15 protein-coding genes are annotated in these 19,263 nt (G+C 38.2%); 11 read left to right on the top strand and 4 right to left on the bottom strand.

Annotated elements, in window-relative coordinates; all coding sequences use genetic code 11:
• Positions 1-494: 494 nt before the first annotated feature.
• Positions 495-1,604: a GGDEF domain-containing protein gene (locus MUN87_RS19680; protein WP_244743270.1), complete on the top strand. Its 1,110-nt coding sequence runs from the start codon at positions 495-497 to the stop codon at positions 1,602-1,604.
• Between the two features lie 259 nt (positions 1,605-1,863).
• Here MUN87_RS19680 and MUN87_RS19685 read toward each other — a convergent pair whose 3' ends face one another.
• The 3 genes from MUN87_RS19685 to MUN87_RS19695 are packed head-to-tail and all read right to left on the bottom strand — an operon-like array spanning position 1,864 to position 2,637.
• Complete coding sequence (locus tag MUN87_RS19685; protein WP_244743272.1) at positions 1,864-2,037, bottom strand: DUF3976 domain-containing protein; 174 nt, start codon at positions 2,035-2,037, stop codon at positions 1,864-1,866.
• Between the two features lie 16 nt (positions 2,038-2,053).
• Positions 2,054-2,428 carry a permease gene (locus MUN87_RS19690; protein WP_244743274.1) on the bottom strand — a complete coding sequence of 125 codons (375 nt, stop codon included), beginning with the start codon at positions 2,426-2,428 and terminating at the stop codon, positions 2,054-2,056.
• Positions 2,429-2,433: 5 nt separating this feature from the next.
• Positions 2,434-2,637: a helix-turn-helix transcriptional regulator gene (locus tag MUN87_RS19695; RefSeq protein ID WP_305037410.1), complete on the bottom strand. Its 204-nt coding sequence runs from the start codon at positions 2,635-2,637 to the stop codon at positions 2,434-2,436.
• Positions 2,638-2,811: 174 nt separating this feature from the next.
• Here MUN87_RS19695 and MUN87_RS19700 point away from each other — a divergent pair, with 174 nt between their 5' ends.
• From MUN87_RS19700 to MUN87_RS19720, 5 genes are all read left to right on the top strand, one after another.
• Entirely contained in the window at positions 2,812-3,462 is a 651-nt protein-coding gene (locus tag MUN87_RS19700) for a YdeI/OmpD-associated family protein (protein ID WP_244743278.1), read from the top strand.
• A 618-nt stretch (positions 3,463-4,080) separates the two neighbouring features.
• The gene (locus MUN87_RS19705) at positions 4,081-5,202 is read left to right on the top strand and encodes a BMP family lipoprotein (RefSeq protein ID WP_244743280.1); all 1,122 of its coding nucleotides are present in this window, start codon (positions 4,081-4,083) and stop codon (positions 5,200-5,202) included.
• A 153-nt stretch (positions 5,203-5,355) separates the two neighbouring features.
• A complete protein-coding gene (locus MUN87_RS19710; RefSeq protein ID WP_244743282.1) occupies positions 5,356-6,891 on the top strand; it encodes an ABC transporter ATP-binding protein in 1,536 nt (511 codons plus the stop codon).
• Positions 6,888-7,946, top strand: coding sequence for an ABC transporter permease (locus tag MUN87_RS19715; protein ID WP_244743284.1), 1,059 nt, complete (start codon positions 6,888-6,890; stop codon positions 7,944-7,946). The genes MUN87_RS19710 and MUN87_RS19715 overlap by 4 nt, the downstream gene beginning before the upstream one ends.
• Positions 7,939-8,892, top strand: a complete 954-nt coding sequence (locus MUN87_RS19720; RefSeq protein ID WP_244743286.1) for an ABC transporter permease — start codon at positions 7,939-7,941, stop codon at positions 8,890-8,892. The genes MUN87_RS19715 and MUN87_RS19720 overlap by 8 nt, the downstream gene beginning before the upstream one ends.
• Positions 8,893-9,197: 305 nt before the next feature.
• Here MUN87_RS19720 and MUN87_RS19725 read toward each other — a convergent pair whose 3' ends face one another.
• Positions 9,198-9,401 (bottom strand): hypothetical protein, encoded by a 204-nt coding sequence (locus tag MUN87_RS19725; RefSeq protein ID WP_244743288.1) that lies wholly within the window; start codon positions 9,399-9,401, stop codon positions 9,198-9,200.
• A gap of 591 nt (positions 9,402-9,992) precedes the next feature.
• Between MUN87_RS19725 and MUN87_RS19730 the strand changes: the two genes are divergently transcribed.
• The 5 genes from MUN87_RS19730 (at position 9,993) to MUN87_RS19745 (ending at position 19,045) form a co-directional block, all read left to right on the top strand.
• Positions 9,993-11,213, top strand: a complete 1,221-nt coding sequence (locus MUN87_RS19730; protein WP_244743290.1) for a molybdopterin-dependent oxidoreductase — start codon at positions 9,993-9,995, stop codon at positions 11,211-11,213.
• Positions 11,214-11,995: 782 nt separating this feature from the next.
• Positions 11,996-13,912, top strand: a complete 1,917-nt coding sequence (locus MUN87_RS19735; protein ID WP_244743292.1) for a BglG family transcription antiterminator — start codon at positions 11,996-11,998, stop codon at positions 13,910-13,912.
• Between the two features lie 67 nt (positions 13,913-13,979).
• Positions 13,980-14,096 (top strand): RAxF-45 family protein, encoded by a 117-nt coding sequence (locus tag MUN87_RS22385; protein WP_305037411.1) that lies wholly within the window; start codon positions 13,980-13,982, stop codon positions 14,094-14,096.
• Positions 14,097-15,113: 1,017 nt separating this feature from the next.
• Complete coding sequence (abc-f, locus tag MUN87_RS19740; RefSeq protein WP_244743294.1) at positions 15,114-16,964, top strand: ribosomal protection-like ABC-F family protein; 1,851 nt, start codon at positions 15,114-15,116, stop codon at positions 16,962-16,964.
• Between the two features lie 137 nt (positions 16,965-17,101).
• On the top strand, positions 17,102-19,045 hold the full coding sequence (locus MUN87_RS19745) for a PTS fructose transporter subunit IIABC (protein WP_244743296.1): 1,944 nt from the start codon (positions 17,102-17,104) through the stop codon (positions 19,043-19,045).
• The last annotated feature ends 218 nt before the right edge of the window (positions 19,046-19,263 follow it).

Below are 19,263 nucleotides of genomic sequence, written 5' to 3' on the forward strand. Positions count from 1 at the left end.
AAACATTTATATTGAAATATATAATGTGCTGCAATATCAATCCGACCAACCACTTCGCGTACTAAGGGGCACGGCTGAAGCTAAGCTACTTCCCGAAATACCTCTTTGTTGCCTTGCACCGAGGAAGCCTCCTTAAAAGCTTTACTAGAAGGCACAGATGCAGACGGTGTGGATATTCAGCACCTGCATGCTCCCGCGGGAATCGCAGTGGTTGGCCTACGCTAAAGTATAGCTCTACAACTAATATCATAGCCAGCTATAAAGTGCTATGACTGTACTTTTATGCTTTCCAATCGTATTTAAAAAAAATCGGGCGGGTTATGCCTGGTTTTTCTTGCCTTAAAATGTGACTTCTATTCAGTGTTTTTTTATTATATAATGATATTTTCAGATAATTTAACAAAAGATAGGTCTTTTGACTCTTTACCGAAAGCCGTATATAATGATGACAAGATCATTCGCTGATGATCAAAAAATATGAAGGGGTCACCTATATGGATTATTTGGTGCAATTTCAAATTAATGTTTTTGCTATCATGATTCTAATCGTACTCTATGTCATTATTAAAATGAAATCTAAGGTTAAGAGTTTCAGTAAGAAAATTCTAAAAGTGTTAATGGTAGCATCTGCATTTGCGATTATAGTTGAACCATTAACATGGATTTTTGATGGTATGCAATTTGTTGGCGCGTATTTTCTGGAATATGCAACAAACTTTATGTTGTTTATGATTGGTCCCGTGATAGGAGGAATTATTCTTTCCTACGTCGACTATCATCTTTATAAAGAACCTGGCCGTCTCTATAAGCGGCGGTTTTATCAGGATTTGAGTGTGCTGACGTTTATTGTATTACTTATCAATCTCTTTTATCCCGTTTATTTCTATATCAGTCCTGATGAAAACAGTTTTCATAGCGGTGATTTAAAATGGGTGCATTATTTAATACTGGCAAGTTTGTATGTGTATATGTTTGTCTTTGTGATCATCAACCAGAAGCGAACTCAAAAGTACGTCATGAATATTTTCCTCGTATTCTTCATGCTTCCGATCATAGGGATGATTATCCAGCTATTTGATTCCAAGTTATATTTTTCTTGGACCTCTATTGTACTAGGAATATTAGTAGCCTATATTTTTCTGGAAACCAATTCAACGGAAGAAGATTATTTAACCAAACTCTATAATAGACAAAGTTATGAAATTTATTTACAACACCTGGTAGAAGCAGGTAAACCATTTGGTGTTTTGTTAATGGATCTAAATGATTTCAAAGAGATCAATGATCATTTTGGCCATGACAAAGGTGATCAGGTACTGGTTTCTTTTGCTGAGGTTTTGAAGAAAGTGTTTCATACCAACGCCCTCGTCTCCAGATTGGGAGGGGACGAATTTATTGTTGTCCTAGAAGCACACGATCGAGATATCAAGAAATGTATGAAAGAAATCGATCATCTATTAGCAAAGAATCCCGATAGATTTATTCAAAATTTAAGGTATAGCTACGGCTATCAAAAGTTTTCCACTCAAATGACAGTAGATGAGTTGTATACATTAGTGGATGAAAAGATGTATCAGGATAAAAAAACGGCGAAATCTGTGTGATTTGCAAATAGAAATGGAAGAGTTAACAGGCTGAGAAGTATAATGTCGGCCTGTTTAACAATATAAGTATATAATTACTTGTTGAATTGCAGAAGGCGCTTAGAATAGGGGTTGACCGATTATGTCAGTGAGCTGCTTAGTGTTTACTTATTATTCAAGTGTTAGAAGATCGCTCCGGTCAACCACTCCTGCGGGGCACGGCAGTACGTATGCTGTAATCCGTTTTATTGGCAGCTTAATATACATAAGTAGTTATGGATCAAGTTGCTGCTACTATTACAGCTGTTGAAACGAATATAACGGTGATGCCTGTAATAAGTTTGATAAAACCTTTCCTTGTCAGTTTTTTCTCCTCATCAACATCATTCCGGACAAACAAGAACAAGACGATGTAACCAATGATGAACATAATGATGAATAAAAAGCTTTGCATATACACTTCTCCTTTTCTAATACAGCTTTGCGAAAATACAAAAGGAAATAAAAATCGTACTTATCATAAGTGAAGCAAGAATAGCTATCAAATAGGATGCAGAAAGTTGTAACAGATTCGTTTGCAGTAGCAGTGAGAAAATCATGACATAAAGTAAAAAGGCAAAGATCGAGAAATAGGCACCCTTTTGCTTAATTATTTTTACTCTCTCATCCTTTTTTACAAAATGCGGAAAAAGATAATATAGACAAAAAGACATAATCGATAATGATAAAAATGTATACGTAATTGCTAATGGTGCTTGTTGGACGATTATCGCAGTTGCTAACATGAGTAAGGCAAGCACAGTGAACAAACATCCGAGTATGAAATATGCTAAACGATTATACAACTTGATCACTCCTCTGAATCTTCGAGTAAAAAAATTTCTTCCACATAAACATTAAAAATCCTTGCTATTTGCATGGCTAGGGGAAGAGAAGGATTGTATTTTCCTTTTTCGATAGAGATAATGGTCTGCCTGGATACACCTAGCGCGTTAGCTAAATAATCTTGAGAATATTGATGCGTATTTCGAATTTCTTTCAACTTGTTTTTCAATCCCATCACTTCCTTGTTCGTTAATATCATTATAAATGTAAAGGTAGCTTTACGTCAAGTTACCTTTACATAAAGGGGGTAATAGCAAATTTCTTAAGGAAAATGTCTTGTTTATAAAAACATCATTCAGCTGTATACTAACGATAATAAACAAATGGTAAAAAGGAGAAAATCATGTCAATTATAATCAAGCTAAATTTGAGTAAATACAAAAATCTTGTCGTATTAAATCAGCCAAACGATTATGATCTATTTAATCAATATAAAAAAGATCTGTCCGATCAACATGATGCTATTTTTATCTTCGTAGAAACGATCGAAGAAATGATGACGAGCGTAAAGCAGATTATACAGCAGCAATCTTTGGATGATAAAGGATATTTATATTTCGCTTACCCGAAAAAAGGAAACAAACGATATCAGACATATGTTCACAGAGATCAAATTTTTCCTGCTCTACGTGTTGGTGAAGATGGATACATAGAAGGAAGTGATCTGAAATTTTCCCGGATGGTGAGTATGGATGAGGTCTTTACGGTCGTAGGGATAAAGCGGGAGCCAAAAAAAGTGAAAAAGACACGGGCAGCTAGTCAAAAGGTAGAAGATTATCAAGGTAATATAAAAGATGTTGAACAATTTTTAGCAGGCTATCCTGAGCAATTGGATTTTTACCTTCATTTAACACCAGGTTATCAACGAGATTGGGCACGTTATATTTATTCGGCAAAACAGCAAAAAACAAAAGAAAAACGTCAGCAGCAAATGATCGATATTCTAAAACAAGGCTATAAATCGATGGAGTTGTTCCGTCAGAGTAAGAAATAATGTACATGTTCACGTTCATAAATGAAAAAGAAGGAAAACATGTTACATTTTATCACGGTGCTAACCGTCTGTAAGGCTCCCACTTCAAGATTAGAGAGATAAATAAGAAGCTAAGTGGGGGATAAACGGACGATAACCCCCACTGATTGCTAGTGAAACTTTACCTCTTAGTCTGGATTCCGAAATGGTTTTTTTTATTGGCAGATTCAACTTTATCATGTTTCTACCCATCCGCAATACCCTCACTTTAACAAATTTCACAAAATTCTGATTATTATCTCTGATAATGAATAAAAAACTAACAATAATAAAATTTTTGTAAAAGAACTCTCCAGAAAGACTTGGAGATGTTTCGTTTTTGTTACAAAAATATTAATTTATTGAAATATTTTTTAACAATAGTATTTATAAATTTAGTTAATAGTGGTAATATTAAGTCTGACTTTCGAAACTATCTCGATAAACATAATTTTATGGATATAATTAGGTTGTTTAATAGGTCTTAATAATTAAATATTTGTGTATTACTGAGATTTGTTAACTCGAAAGGACAAGTTGGAAAGCCTTTTATTACAGGCGTTTTTTCCTACATATTAATCCAGCATAGGAGGGAATACGATGAAAAATCGTAAATTTTTATTATTCGTATTGGCTTTAACGTTAGGTATGTTCTTAGCTGCATGTGGCACTGCAGATGAAGATGGAGCAGAAGACAATACAGCAACAGAAGGTAACGAGGAAGGTACAAGCGGTGAAGATGCAACTTCTACTGATTACAGTGTAGCGATGGTTACGGATGTCGGTGGGGTAGATGATAAATCATTTAATCAATCTGCGTGGGAAGGTATTCAAGCATGGGGAGAAGAACATGGTTTATCTCAAGGGGAAGGCTTTGATTATGCACAATCAACTGATAAAGCAGACTATATGCCGAACTTAACTCGTTTTGTACGTGATGAATATAATTTAGTATATGGTATCGGCTTTGAATTAAAAGAGGATATTCAAAAAGCGGCAGAGCAGTATCCGGATACAAATTTCGCAATAGTAGATGATACAGTGGAAGCGGATAATGCGGTAAGTATTACATTTAAAGAACACCAAGGATCATTCCTGGTTGGCGTTGCAGCAGCAATGAAAACAACTACAAACAAAGTAGGATTTGTAGGAGGGGTTGATTCTCCATTAATCAAAAAATTCGAATCAGGTTTTATTGCAGGTGTGAAATCTGTGAATCCTGATATTGAAGTAGATGTTCAGTATGCAGAATCATTCGCTGATGCTGCCAAAGGTAAATTAATTGCTACCAATATGTATGACAGTGGTGTTGATGTTATCTATCATGCTTCTGGTGCAACAGGTAACGGTGTATTCAACCAAGCAAAAGACATTAAGCAAAATGATCCTGAACGTGAAATCTGGGTGATCGGTGTTGACCGTGACCAGCATGATGAAGGTACAATCGGCGACCACAACGTAACATTAACTTCAATGGTAAAACGTGTAGATGTAGCGGTTCAAGACGTTGCTAATCGTGGTATGAACGGTGAATTTCCTGGTGGAGAGAAACTGGAGTACGGTTTAGAGCAAGATGGTATTGATTTTGCTAAAACAAACGAAGAAGCAATGACGGGCGAAATTATTACTGCTGTAGATGAGTACAAAGAGAAAATCTTAAGCGGTGAAATCGAAGTTCCTTCTACAATAGAAGACCTCGAAGCATTCGAAGAATCATTATAAGCTTTGAATAGAGAAGGCTCTGCAAGCCTTCTCTACTATTATGTTAGATTAGAAAATTTTCAATGAAAAAGGTTTTTAGATAAAAGCCTTTTTCATTGCTTATTTTTACATCTTGTCAAAATAGTCAAAGACTTATATATAGGGGTGAAACAAGTGGATTATGCAATTGAGATGTTGAACATTAGAAAAGAGTTCCCGGGAATTGTAGCAAATGATAATATTACTGTTCAGTTACAAAAAGGGGAAATTCATGCATTGCTTGGCGAGAATGGTGCCGGTAAATCAACATTGATGAATGTATTATTCGGATTATATCAGCCGGAAAAAGGAGAAATCCGTGTCAACGGTAAACCTGTTAATATAACTAATCCTAATATCGCTAATGGGTTAGGTATTGGTATGGTCCATCAGCACTTTATGTTAGTAGAACCATTTACCGTTACTCAGAATATTGTGTTAGGCAGTGAGCCTACGAATAAATTCGGAAAGATTGATCTTGCTAAAGCAAGTAAGGAAATAAAAGAATTATCCGATCGCTATGGATTACAGGTAGATCCAGATGCAAAAATTAGTGATATTTCAGTTGGAATGCAACAGCGTGTAGAGATTTTAAAGACGTTGTATCGAGGTGCAGAAGTGCTGATTTTTGATGAACCAACTGCAGTACTGACGCCACAGGAAATAAATGAACTTATTGACATTATGCGCTCCTTAATTAAAGAAGGAAAATCGATTATTCTCATTACGCATAAATTAAAGGAAATTATGGAGGTCTGTGACAGATGTACGGTTATCCGTAAAGGAAAAGGGATCGGCACAGTCAATGTCGCAGATACAAACACTACCGAGCTCGCTTCATTGATGGTTGGTCGGGAAGTAAGCTTTAAAACAGAGAAAAAAACAGCAGAGCCGAAAGATATTGTTTTAGCTATAAAAGATTTGTTTGTAAGAGATTCAAGAAAATTAGATATGGTAAAAGGGTTAAATTTAGACGTGCGTGCTGGTGAAATTGTTGGGATTGCAGGGGTCGATGGAAATGGTCAATCGGAATTAATTGAAGCGATAACAGGCCTTTCGAAAACAAGATCAGGATCGGTAACATTATCTAACAAGGAGATTACTAGATTATCTCCCAGAAAGATTACCGAAAGTGGGCTTGGACATATTCCGCAGGATCGTCATAAATATGGACTTGTACTGGACTATTCAGTTGGTGAGAATATTGTGTTACAGACGTATTATCAGAAGCCTTATTCTAATGCCAGTGTGCTTAAATATAATGAAATTTTTGATAAAGCAGAGAAGATCATCGAAGAGTACGATGTCCGTACACCGAGTGTCTATACGAAGGCACGGGCTTTATCAGGCGGAAACCAGCAAAAGGCGATTATTGGCCGAGAAGTTGACCGCTCTCCGAAATTATTAATCGCTGCCCAGCCGACAAGAGGTTTGGACGTTGGTGCGATCGAATTTATCCATAGAAAATTAATTGAAGAACGTGATAAGGGGAGTGCAATTCTGCTCGTATCCTTTGAACTTGATGAAATTATGAATGTCAGTGACAGGATTGCCGTTATGTTTGATGGTAAAATTGTGGCTGATGTGAAACCAGAAGATACGAATGAACAAGAGCTTGGCCTTTTAATGGCAGGAAGTCAAGTGGACAAGGCAGGTGTAATTAGCGAATGACAGCGAATAATAGATTGTTTGGAATTTTAGTTCCAGTTATATCGGTTATAGTAGGTTTATTAGCTGGAGCGATTATTATGCTAGCCTCAGGTCATAATCCGATTGAAGGATATGCGGCTTTATGGAGAGGTGCATTTGGTGATAGCTATACATTAGGGGAGACAATTCGTCGAACCACACCATTAATTTTAACAGGGCTAGCAGTAGCGTTTGCCTTCAAAACAGGCCTTTTTAATATCGGTGCTGAAGGGCAAGTTATCGTCGGTTGGCTAGCCTCGATTTGGGTTGGCGTTGCTGTGGAGGCGCCGATGATTATTCATCTTCCTTTAGCGGTGTTAGCTGGAGCTGTAGCAGGTGGTCTATGGGGATTCATCCCTGGTTTATTAAAAGCAAAACTTGGTGTTCACGAAGTTATTATTACGATTATGATGAATTATATTGCATTACATGTGACCAATGAAATTATCCGAAGTATTCTGACAGACCAAGCTACGACAACAGAACCGATTGCAGCAACAGCCTCTTTAGCATCAACCTGGCTACAGAGTATTACCTTTTATTCAAGGGTACACTATGGTGTTTTAATTGCTTTGGCAGCAGCTTTTGTTATGTGGTTTATTATTGAACGCACCACGTATGGTTATGAATTAAAAGCGGTCGGCTTTAATCGGCATGCTTCTAATTATGCCGGAATGAATGTCAGTAGAAATATTATCTTATCGATGGTACTCGGTGGTGCTTTCGCGGGTCTTGCGGGAACGATGGAAGGCCTTGGTACGTATGGAACAATCTCTGTCATGTCAGGCTTTACAAATCTTGGTTTTGATGGAATTGCTGTTGCGCTGCTTGGCTCTAACAATGCTTTTGGTGTCGTATTAGCCGCCATTTTGTTTGGTGCTTTAAAAGAAGGTGCTGGGGAAATGCCTACAGCAGCTGGTGTTCCGACAGAACTCGTAGATATTATTATCGCATTGATTATTTTCTTTGTCGCATCCAGTTATATCATTCGCTGGGCTTTACTTCGCTTCAAAAAAGGAGGGAATATAGATGTTTGATATCTTACAATCAATTATTCCAACTGTTCTTTTCTATTCAGCACCTCTCATCTTAACAGCATTAGGAGGAGTGTTTAGCGAACGGTCTGGTGTCGTAAATATTGGATTAGAAGGACTCATGGTGATGGGAGCATTTGTCGGCATTGTCTTTAATCTGACATTTGCCGATGTATTCGGGGTCTGGACGCCGTGGGTGTCGCTTATCGCCGCTACTGTGATTGGTGCACTTTTTTCACTTATTCATGCTGTTGCGTCGATTACGTTCTATGCTAATCAGGTTGTAAGTGGTGTTGCGATTAACATGTTAGCACTCGGTATTGGTGTTTATCTAACAAAGGTTTGGTATGATAAAGGCCAGACAGATATGGTTAATCAGCCTTTCTATACAACAGATATCCCAGTGCTTTCGAATATTCCGTTGATCGGAACCCTCTTTTTCGAAGGGGTGTATGTCACATCCTATTTAGCAATTATTCTCGCTTTTGTAGCCTGGTATGTGTTATATCAAACGCCATTCGGTTTACGTTTGCGCGCAGTCGGCGAGCACCCAATGGCGGCTGATACGAATGGAATTAAAGTAGAAAGAATGCGTTATATTGCAGTGTTGCTTTCAGGGGCATTAGGCGGATTAGGTGGATCAGTTTTTGCCTTGACCATCGCTTCTAACTTCTCTCACTCAACAATTGTTGGGCAAGGGTTTATGTCACTGGCTGCTGTTATCTTTGGAAAATGGCATCCACTAGGTGCAATGGGGGCTGCGCTGTTCTTTGGACTTGCGCAAAGTTTAAGTGTAGTGAGCGCTGGAGTCCCCGTGTTGGAAAATATACCACAAATCATATTGTTGATTGCACCATATTTATTAACGATATTAGCTCTGGCAGGGTTTATTGGCAGAGCCGATGCACCACGAGCTAATGGTGTCCCATATATAAAAGGAAGCAGATAAAAAAGATTAAAAACAGACTTGTACAGTTTCAAGTCTGTTTTTTTATTTATTTTGAAAATATAGAATGTTAGCGTGGAAGCAAATCTGGATTATGTCCAAATAGACATTATGAAATGATTCATGTGCGATCAAGTGTCCATATCATAAGAAATGATCTTGTGGATAAGATCGAAAAAAATCAAAGCGCACATCATATAATAAAACAAAAAGTGGATCTATTAATAGTTACAAGCAAAAAAGACAGTCTCCTATACAGAACTGTCCTTCATTGTATTATGTAAAATGACAAAGTAGTTGTAATGTAATCAAGCAATGACAAATGAGATTCTATCATTAGCAAGTTCTGAAACTGGTTGCTCTGTATTAATATTTCTACTATTTAATACAGAAATTATTAGTCCAAGCTCATAATAAGATGACTTAGTGACGTGGCCGAGTTCGATCGATTTGTTCAGTTCTTCATAAAATTGAATTAATACATCATCTGGCAATTTTTCGTAAAAATTCATCTCTGAACCTCCATTTTGAACTTTGTATTAGTATCTTACCACAAAATGAAAACGGTATCAACACCTTTTTTGTTAACTATCGTAATGATATTGTAAAAGATTCTTAATCTTATTTAACGGATTAGTGTGTGTTTGTTGATTTTAATAATAGGCTATATTGTGAAAAGTAACAATTACTATGTAAGATCTTATGACAGTATTTTGATTATCACGGCGCTAACCATCCGTAATAATCCGCTGATAGATGTCTCATTTTATAAAGATGCGAGATCTATTGAACGTTTGAGACAATCACAAAGGAAAGAAGAACTAAATGTAGCAAGTCCATTGGTGTGAGCGGTTTGTAGTGGAGATAAGGATCCGGCAGATAACATGAACAGTGATAATCTGGAAATTGACGCTAATATGGGGGGAGAAGATAGGGAAAAGGTTTGCAAGTCAAGTAATATATGTGTTTTCTGTTAGGGCAACATGATAGAATAAAGGGAAAAACGTAAAAGAAGATGTCACACAACAAAAACATTTCGGCATTAATTCTGAAGGAAGTTTCTTTGCGATTTCATTACTTATTTAAGATGGAGGAAGATAGAGATGAATTGGCGATTAATTTTTACAAAAAAGCTGAATGTTGGACAACGGTTAGTAAGGCTTCATCATGCAAATGCAATTATCTTCACGGTTTTAGCTATCACTGGTTTTCTATTGTTCTCTTCTTCTTTTCGATTAGTTTTTCCGGCAATTCGTGTCTGGGTAAGGGAGAGTCATGTATGGATCGGATTTATTAGTCTTTTGCCTATTTTATTCTATATGCCGAAGATGCAAAAACATCTGAAAACGCTTAGGAAAAGAAAAAATCATCGAATTAACCTTTATTATGTTTTAACAGTATTATGTACGTTGATCCTGTCCGGAGTGGTATTGACTTATCATCGGCACGTTCCTCCGTTAATCAGTTCGTCTGCACTAGTAATTCATGATTTGGCTACATGGCTAGGAGTGCCTTATTTAATTTATCATAGTGTCACGAGAAGCAAGTGGTTTAAACGACTTGTGAAACCTGTAAAAAAAGAAGAAAAGCCATTAGTTGTGGAAGATCATAATCCGATATATCGACGGAGAACTTTCTTACAATTGATAACAGGCTTGATAATTATGCTTGTTTTTTCACCAAGTATTTTAAAATGGCTTCGAACGTATTTTCCAGAACTTGAACCAAAAAGTAGGGTGGCAGATGCAAATCAGTTTCGAAATCCACAACCTGCGGGTGATTCTGCACCGCCAATTGGGGGAGGCAGAAGAGGGGAGTTCAGGTATTACACAGTAACCGAAATGCCAACACAATCAGAAGAGAATTGGCAGTTTTCGATAGACGGCTTGGTAAATAATACGCAATCTTATGATTGGGATCAATTTCTGCAATTGAAGCGTGACGTACAGGTAAGTAACTTTTATTGTGTGACCGGCTGGAGTGTATACGACGTCACTTGGGAAGGAATTCCTCTGAAAAAACTGTTAGAAGACGCAAATGTAACGAAACAAGCAAGGTTTGTGAAGTTCTATTCAGCAGATGGCGTCTATACGGATACACTGACGATAGAACAGGCGATGATGGATGATGTGATGGTAGCAGTTTTAATTGATGGTGAGTTAATTAGCAAAAAGAACGGCGGCCCTGTCCGTTTGATAGTGCCAGAAATGTATGCTTATAAATCAGTAAAATGGTTGAACCGAATTGAACTAATAGAAGAAGAACATGTTGGCTACTGGGAAAAAAGAGGATATTCCACTGACGCTTGGGTGAGTAAATCGTAGTGAGATTGAATGAAGGAAGCGTATAAGTGCAGTCACATCAGTAATCATAATTGAGTTCCTATAATATGGATTATGTAAAGTAAAACTGTCTAACTTTGATGGTTATTTTGATAGATTCCATGTGCTTAACAAAGCTCCGGAAATAGGCTCCGCGTCCTGTGGGCACGGCTTCAGCTAACTTATGAAAGAAAATTCTTTTCTTTCATAAGTGGATCTTCAGCTCGCGCTGATTCCACGGGAGTCTCCGCCTATTTCCTACGCTTAAGGAAGTGCTACAACGCATGGAACAGTTAGAAGCAGTGGTGCTAAGCAATGTATTTCATCAATTAAGGTGTAAATCTTGCAGATAGTGCTTCATATCCTAGCTGTCGCATAAATTGTGGAGCTATACATCAGCGTAGGCCAACCACGTAGACTCCCGCGGGACAGGCAGGCGCTGAAGATCCACTTTGTGAAGTGCCTTTCTTCACAAAGTTAGCTTCAGCCGTGCCCCGCAGGACGCGGAGTGGTTGGACGGAGCGGTATCCCAACACATTAAATATCTCAATATGGATGCTCGGCTAGCAATGGATAGTAGACATAATCCATATTATAGGAAGCTGTATATTATTAATGTCAATTAGGAACGGTCGGGTTTATGCCGGATTTCTTAAGAAAACTGTTAAATGCAGTTTCATCTTCCATACGGGATTGCATTCTAAATATTTCCAAAAGGGCGGATGCTGATGCATGTTAGAGCGGAATATGCTACACTTTGAAGCAACAGTAAAAGAGGTGTAATCATGAACGATCGACAAAAGGAATTATTACGGACACTGCTTATTCAAAATGATCAGACGCTTACGATTATGCATTTAGCCAATCAGCTTGAATGTGCAGAGAAAACGGTGCGTAATGATTTAAAGAAAATAGAATCCGCCTTGACCGATTATCAGAGTGCAAAGATTACACGGCAGCCAGGTATAGGTATTACCCTGGAAATAAATGATGAAGACCGGACTGCTGTATTCAAGCAAATGTTAGCAGCAGAACCGAAAAGTCACGAAGACCGCCTGGTTGAAATGGCTTATCAACTGTTGGTACATGATAGGCCGACAACACTGCAGCAATTTTCGAAGGCTTTTTTTGTTCCTAAGCAAACGGTCAAAAAGGAATTAGCGAGTATTGCAAATTGGCTGTCTGATTATCAATTAGAATTGGTTTCCAAACCGCGCGTCGGCAATATAGTAGAAGGAGACGAACTGCACAAAAGAAGTGCTCTGGCACATTTGTCCGAACTAATATCTTCGGTTACAACAGATAAAACGTATGTGATGGATTTGTTCTATCCTTATGAAATAACGACAGTCCAGCGAGCACTTGATGAATTACAACAGCAGTATGCGATCGCTTTTACGGATGGAGCCATCGAAAGTTTACTTGTTCATGCGTTGATCATGATGAAGCGGACAAGGCAAAAGTCGCCTGTAACGGTTCCATCCATTGAAAAAGAGACGGTTATTCAGCATCGTGAATATACTTATGCAGTTTCCTTTTTCTCCTATTTAGAAGATATGTTTAAGCTCTCCTTTTCAGAAGATGAAAGGATATATTTCACATGGCATCTTATAAGCAGTAAAAAGAAAGGGGATAGCAGGGACGATTCTTTACTCGAGAATCGATTTCTGTCAGAAGTGATTGAATCCCTTATCACAAGGTTAAGAGACCTTACACTATTTTCATTTGACAGTGATGACATGCTGAAAAGCGGATTAACCGTCCATATTCATTCGGTTATTAACCGTTTGAAGTACGGATTTCCTATTACTAATCCGCTTTTACCTGAAATTAAAAAAATGTATCCTTATATGTTTAATATGGTAATGCTAGCACTTACAGACATCAAAGAAAAGCATCATCTTGAAGTACCGGAAGATGAAGCAGCTTATTTAGTACTGCATTTTCAAGCATCAGTTGAACGTCTTGAATCGAGCAGAGAGCAGAAACGAAGGGCATTGATTGTTTGTCACATGGGAGTTGGAATGTCTCATTTATTACAAGCAAAGATTGAACAGCATTATCAGGATATGGAAATAGTCGCTTGTGTTGGAAAAGCCGATTTAAATACGTATTTAAATCAAGGTAACATTGATCTGGTAATATCCACCATTGATCTATCAAACATCCAAGTTCCTTATGTCAAGGTTACCCCTTTGCTAGAATCAAAGGACAAGCAAAAATTAAATCAATTTTTGTCTGCTATAGAACATAAGAAACAAGAAAGTAAAAAAACGGGGCTCTCCTCGTTAATTAGAGGGGATCTTGTCCAATTGCAGATGGACAAGGATCACCCCTTTCAGGTGATTGAACAACTTGGAAATGTGTTATATGAAAAAGGTATTGTCGAGAAATCGTTTAGCCACAGTGCTGTTTTGCGAGAGAGAAGATCCGCTACTTCTATCGGTGGAGGAGTAGCAATTCCTCACGGTAATCCAAAGCAGGTTCTCCAATCTGCCATAGCTGTTGCTTTGCTGAAAGAGCCAATGAAATGGGGCGATGAACGTGTATCGATTGTCTTTATGCTGGCCATTTCTGATAATGATCAGAAATGGAATCGCACGGCAGTCAGTCATATTGTTCAACTGAGTGAAAGCCCTGCAGCAGTTTCTCGATTACTGGATGCCAAGGATGTTCAGTCCTTTCTAAATCGGTTATATTAGGATTTGTCTTATTGTCAAAATAGTAGTACAATTGTGTTAACTTAAAATAAACGGAGGTGGGGAAAAGATGTTAAATCAAGCTGTTTTTGTGCATGGACAATGGTTGGAATACCTTTATTTTTGCCGTGCGAAATTTGCGATTGCAGTTGTTAACGGGATACGTATGTCCTTTTTTAACAACTAAATAGTAAATGAAAAACAGTGAGAACATCTCTTAACCCACATATTAAGATAGCAAGAAAGGAGAGCCTGTTTTATGCTCTCCTTTTTTGTCGCGGTGCTAACCGTTTGTAAGACTCCCATTTCAAGTATCACAAAGAAGCTAAGTGGGAGTAAACAGACGCTAATACCCTGACAAGTTTCGCTAATGATCAGTGGGGGTCAAACACCCCCACTGATCAAAGTCTAACTTTAAGTCTATCCATAGTGAGAACGTTAGCCACGGGGAGATCTTTCTTCCTGTGGCTTTTTTTGTAACGGCGCTAACCGTCTGTAATACCTCCCGCTGATTGAAGTCTCACTTTATATGGTATGAGAAAATCAGCAATGAGGAAGCGCGAAGTAGTGAAAAATTGAATGTGCCAAGTATAAGAAAGAAGAAGTAATCAATTCAGAATATGAAGCTAGTATTATAATATGGATTATGTTAGCTAGCATAGTGATAATTTTGAAATGATCTATGTGCTTGGATACCGCTCTGGCTAACCATTTCGGGTCCTGCGGGGCACGGCTGAAGCTAGGCTAATACACGAATGACTTCTCTGCTGCCTTGTACTGAGGAAGCCTATGCTGTTGGCCAGCGCTAGGATTGGGACTCTACAATTTTTGTTAAGGCTAGCATATGATTGCATGCCTATATAATGGTTATTGTTAATGCCAAGAATCACTGCTTTTTGCTGTTACATCAGTTGTAGCACTTCCCTCAAGCGTAGGAAATAGGCGGAGACTCCCGTGGAATCAGCACGAGCTGAAGATCCACTTAGGAAAGAAAAGAATTTTCTTTCCTAAGTTAGCTGAAGCCGTGCCCACAGGACGCGGAGCCTATTTCCGGAGCTTTGCTAAGCAGATAGAGTCTATCAAAATTACCACAATGTCAGACAGTTTTACTTCACATAATCCATATTATAGGCAATTGTTTATATTTATGTTAGTTAGACCGGGCTGGTTATGCACGGCTTTTTAATGAAAAGGAGAATCAAACATGATTGTATGCAGTGTAAATAATATAGAGAAAGTGTACGGAGGGAATGTCATATTTCAAAATTTATCGTTAGAAATAAAAGAGAAGCAACGTGTTGCCCTAGTTGGGCGAAATGGTAGCGGAAAGACAACGTTGCTCCGTCTGATAGCAGGAGAAGAAACCCCTGATGCTGGGCAAATTCATTGGAAGCGGGGATTAGTCAGTGGCTATCTATCCCAAATACCAGAATATACAAATGCAAATTCTGTAAAAGATGTTTTAAGAACAGCCTTTTCCTCGTTAATGCAAATCGAGGAAAAGTTAAAACAAATGGAAAGCGAAATGGCGACAGAGAAAAATAACGAGCATCTGCAAACCTTGATCGCTGAATATGGCGTTTTGCAAGATCAGTTTTCTGTTAATGGTGGTTTCGAAATAGATTCAAATATAGAGAAGATTGCATATGGGCTAAATATTCAGACTCTACTGGAGCAACCATTCTCCAAGTTAAGTGGTGGTGAAAAAACAAAAGTGGGATTAGGTGTAATGCTACTGCAGCAGCCGGATATGCTGCTGTTAGATGAACCAACTAACCATTTAGATTTAATAGCTGTAGAATGGCTCGGACAATTTTTGCAAACGTATCAGGGAACAGTGGTTATCATCTCCCACGATCGCTATTTTTTAGATGAAGTGACGAATAAAGTAATAGATCTTGAAGAAGGAGAATTAACGACATACCATTCAAATTTTTCTGGATTCGTTAAAGAGAAAGAAGAGAAGCTGCTAAGGGAATTCATGGCATATGAAGAACAGCAGAAAAAAATAAAAAAGATGAAAGAAACGATCAAACGCTTGCGAGATTGGGCAAACAGAGCCAATCCTCCTAATGCAAGTCTGCATCGGCGTGCAAGAAATATGGAGAGAGCGATAGAACGAATGGAAATAATAAATCGGCCTGTTATGCAGCCAAACAAAATGAAACTGTCAATGGAAATGTCTGATCGAAGCGGAAAAGACGTGATTAAATTGACAGATGTATCGAAGTGCTACAATGAGCGAATTGTGCTGAAACAAGTAAACTTGCTGCTTGAATATCAGGAACGAGCCGCGATCGTTGGTGAAAATGGGACAGGAAAATCAACTTTGATTAAACTAATTCTCAAGCAGATCGATCCTAGTAATGGTGAGGTCAGCATTGGCAGTAACGTGAAATTTGGCTATCTGTCGCAGCAGATATTTGTCGAAATGGGACAGGAAACCGTGATAGAAGTTTTTAGAGAAGAAGTGTCAGTAACAGAAGGGGAGGCAAGAGCTATTCTTGCTCGTTTTATGTTTTATGGCTACGATGTTTTTCGTCACGTGTCTCAATTAAGCGGTGGGGAACGAATGCGATTACGATTAGCACAGCTAATGTATCAGGATATCAATGTACTACTTTTAGATGAGCCAACCAATCATTTAGATATTGAATCAAGAGAAGTATTGGAAGAAGCATTAAGTAGTTTTCAAGGCACAATACTTGCGGTGTCTCATGACAGGTACTTTCTTAACAAGCTGTTTGACAAAATATATTGGATTGAATCTAAACAGCTCTATGCTTTTGAAGGAGATTATAATTGGGCCAAGAAGAAAATGAACGAAATAAAAGAAATCCCAGTTATAGAACAACAACCACCAACATCTAAAAGAAGAAATCAGAAACAGAATGGAAAGAAGAGTCGCAAAGAAGAGATAGATGCATTGGAACAAAGAATTATGGAGTTAGAAGAAGAGTTGTTGATAACAAATGACGTAGCCGGGTTGCAAGAGCTTTATCAGGAAAAAGAAACATTAGAGAATAGATGGGAAGCTATATGTGATCAGTTATAAGAAATGGAGAGGGAACTTGTGGTAATAATTTATTTTTACCACAAGTTCCGGTAAAAAGTAAAAATAATAAATGATTATTAGGGGTGTACAATAGGTGTATGCAATTACAGTAAACATGCACAAAAGGAGGAAACAACATGAAAGTATTAGCAGTGACTGCATGTCCTGTCGGTATTGCACACACTTATATGGCTGCGGAGAATTTACAAAAAGCAGGCGAAGAAATGGGCATCGATATCAAAGTCGAGACACAAGGTTCGATCGGTGTCGAAAATGCGTTAACCGATCAGGATATAGAAGAAGCAGATGGTATCATTATTGCTTCAGATAAAGAAGTATCAAAAGAACGTTTTGCTGGCAAAAAATTAATTGTTACCGGTGTACAAGACGGCATTCGTAAACCGAAAGAATTGATTCAGCGAATTCAGGATGGCAATGCTTCCGAATACAGACCTGAATTGAAATCTTCGGAAGAAATCAAGCAGAATCGCAAAAAGAAAGAAAACCCGGTTTATAAGCACTTGATGAATGGTGTATCTTACATGGTACCATTTATCGTGGTTGGTGGTTTATTAATTGCCCTTGCGTTAACCCTTGGTGGTGAGCAGACAGCAAGTGGTATTGTAGTACCTGAGGATTCCATCTGGAAACAAATTGAGAAATTGGGTAATACATCATTTATGTTTATGGTGCCAATTTTGGCAGGTTTTATTGCCGTAAGTATTGCAGATCGTCCAGGGTTAGTACCAGGTATGATCGGTGGTTATATTGCAGCAAATGGTAGTTTTTATGGAAGTGAAGCAGGCGCTGGTTTTATTGGCGGTATTATTGCCGGTTTTCTAGCAGGTTATGTGGCTTTAGCAATCAAGAAGATAAAAGTACCACAAGCCGTGCAGCCTGTCATGCCGATTATCTTTATCCCGATTTTTTCATCGGTAATTGTCGGTCTTCTATTTATATTTGTCATTGGATCTCCTGTTGCTCTGATTTTTGAAGGATTAACGAATATGCTTTCTGGAATGCAGGGAGCAAGCTCCATTCTACTGGCGGTTATCCTTGGTGCGATGATTGCAGTGGATATGGGTGGACCGTTTAATAAAGTAGCATTCTTATTCGGTTCAGCGATGATTGCAGAAGGTAATTATGAAATAATGGGACCTATTGCGGTTTCCATCTGTATCCCGCCGATTGGTATGGGACTTGCAACAATGCTCAATAAAAATAAATATATGCCAAATGAAAGAGAAGCAGGTAAGGCATCGTTCACCATGGGGCTATTTGGTATTACAGAGGGTGCGATTCCGTTTGCAGCGCAGGATCCGCTCCGTGTTATTCCAAGTATCGTTACAGGTTCAGTCGTAGGTTCTGTGATTGCGATGATAGGCAGTGTTGGAAATAAAGTGGCACATGGTGGACCGATTGTAGCGGTACTAGGTGCAGTGGACAATGTACTCATGTTCTTTATTGCTGCTATTGCTGGTGTGATAGTAACCGTCTTGATGGTTAACTTCTTGAAAAAAGATGTAACTGAACCCGCTCCAGCCGGCGGACCAGCAGAGGTACAAGAAGAAGCAGAAGAAGAGACTGTAGAACCAACAGAACAACACGACGAACAACCAGAAATAAATAAATTAGTCGATATCACAAATGCAGATTTAATCAAAACAAGTCTAGAAGGTGAGACGCGTGATGCAGTCATTGACGAACTGATTGACAAAATGCAAGCATCAGGTATCTTAGAATCCAAAGATGTATACAGACAAGCTATTTTAGATCGTGAAGCACAAAGCTCTACTGGTCTGGGCATGAACATCGCTATCCCTCACGGAAAATCAAAAGCAGTAAAACGTCCGGCAGTAGCTTTTGGTATTAAACGTGATGGCGTTGATTGGAGCAGCCTCGATGGTTCAGATGCTAAGTTGATCTTTATGATTGCTGTTCCTGAAGAAAGTGCGGGAGATGCACACTTGAAGATATTACAAATGCTATCTCGTAAATTAATGGACGAAAACTTTAGAAATCAACTGTTAGCAGTTCAAACGGAAGAAGAAGCGATGAAGCTTTTAGAGGAAGTTCAATAATAGCATATAGGGAAAGGGTCTGGTTTTAGACCCCGAACCATCCGAACATAACACGAATGTTGTAAAGACGATTCAAGTTATGTTCGGTTTTTTTATGAGTCAAGAAAGTATAAATGTGCAGTCACAGCAGTAATCACTTTGAACATGAATTTTAGTTCCTATAATATGGATTATGTCAACTTCTTAGTATTTATTTTGAAATATTTCATATGCTTCAG

Source organism: Gracilibacillus salinarum, from assembly GCF_022919575.1.
Classification (GTDB): domain Bacteria; phylum Bacillota; class Bacilli; order Bacillales; family Amphibacillaceae; genus Gracilibacillus; species Gracilibacillus salinarum.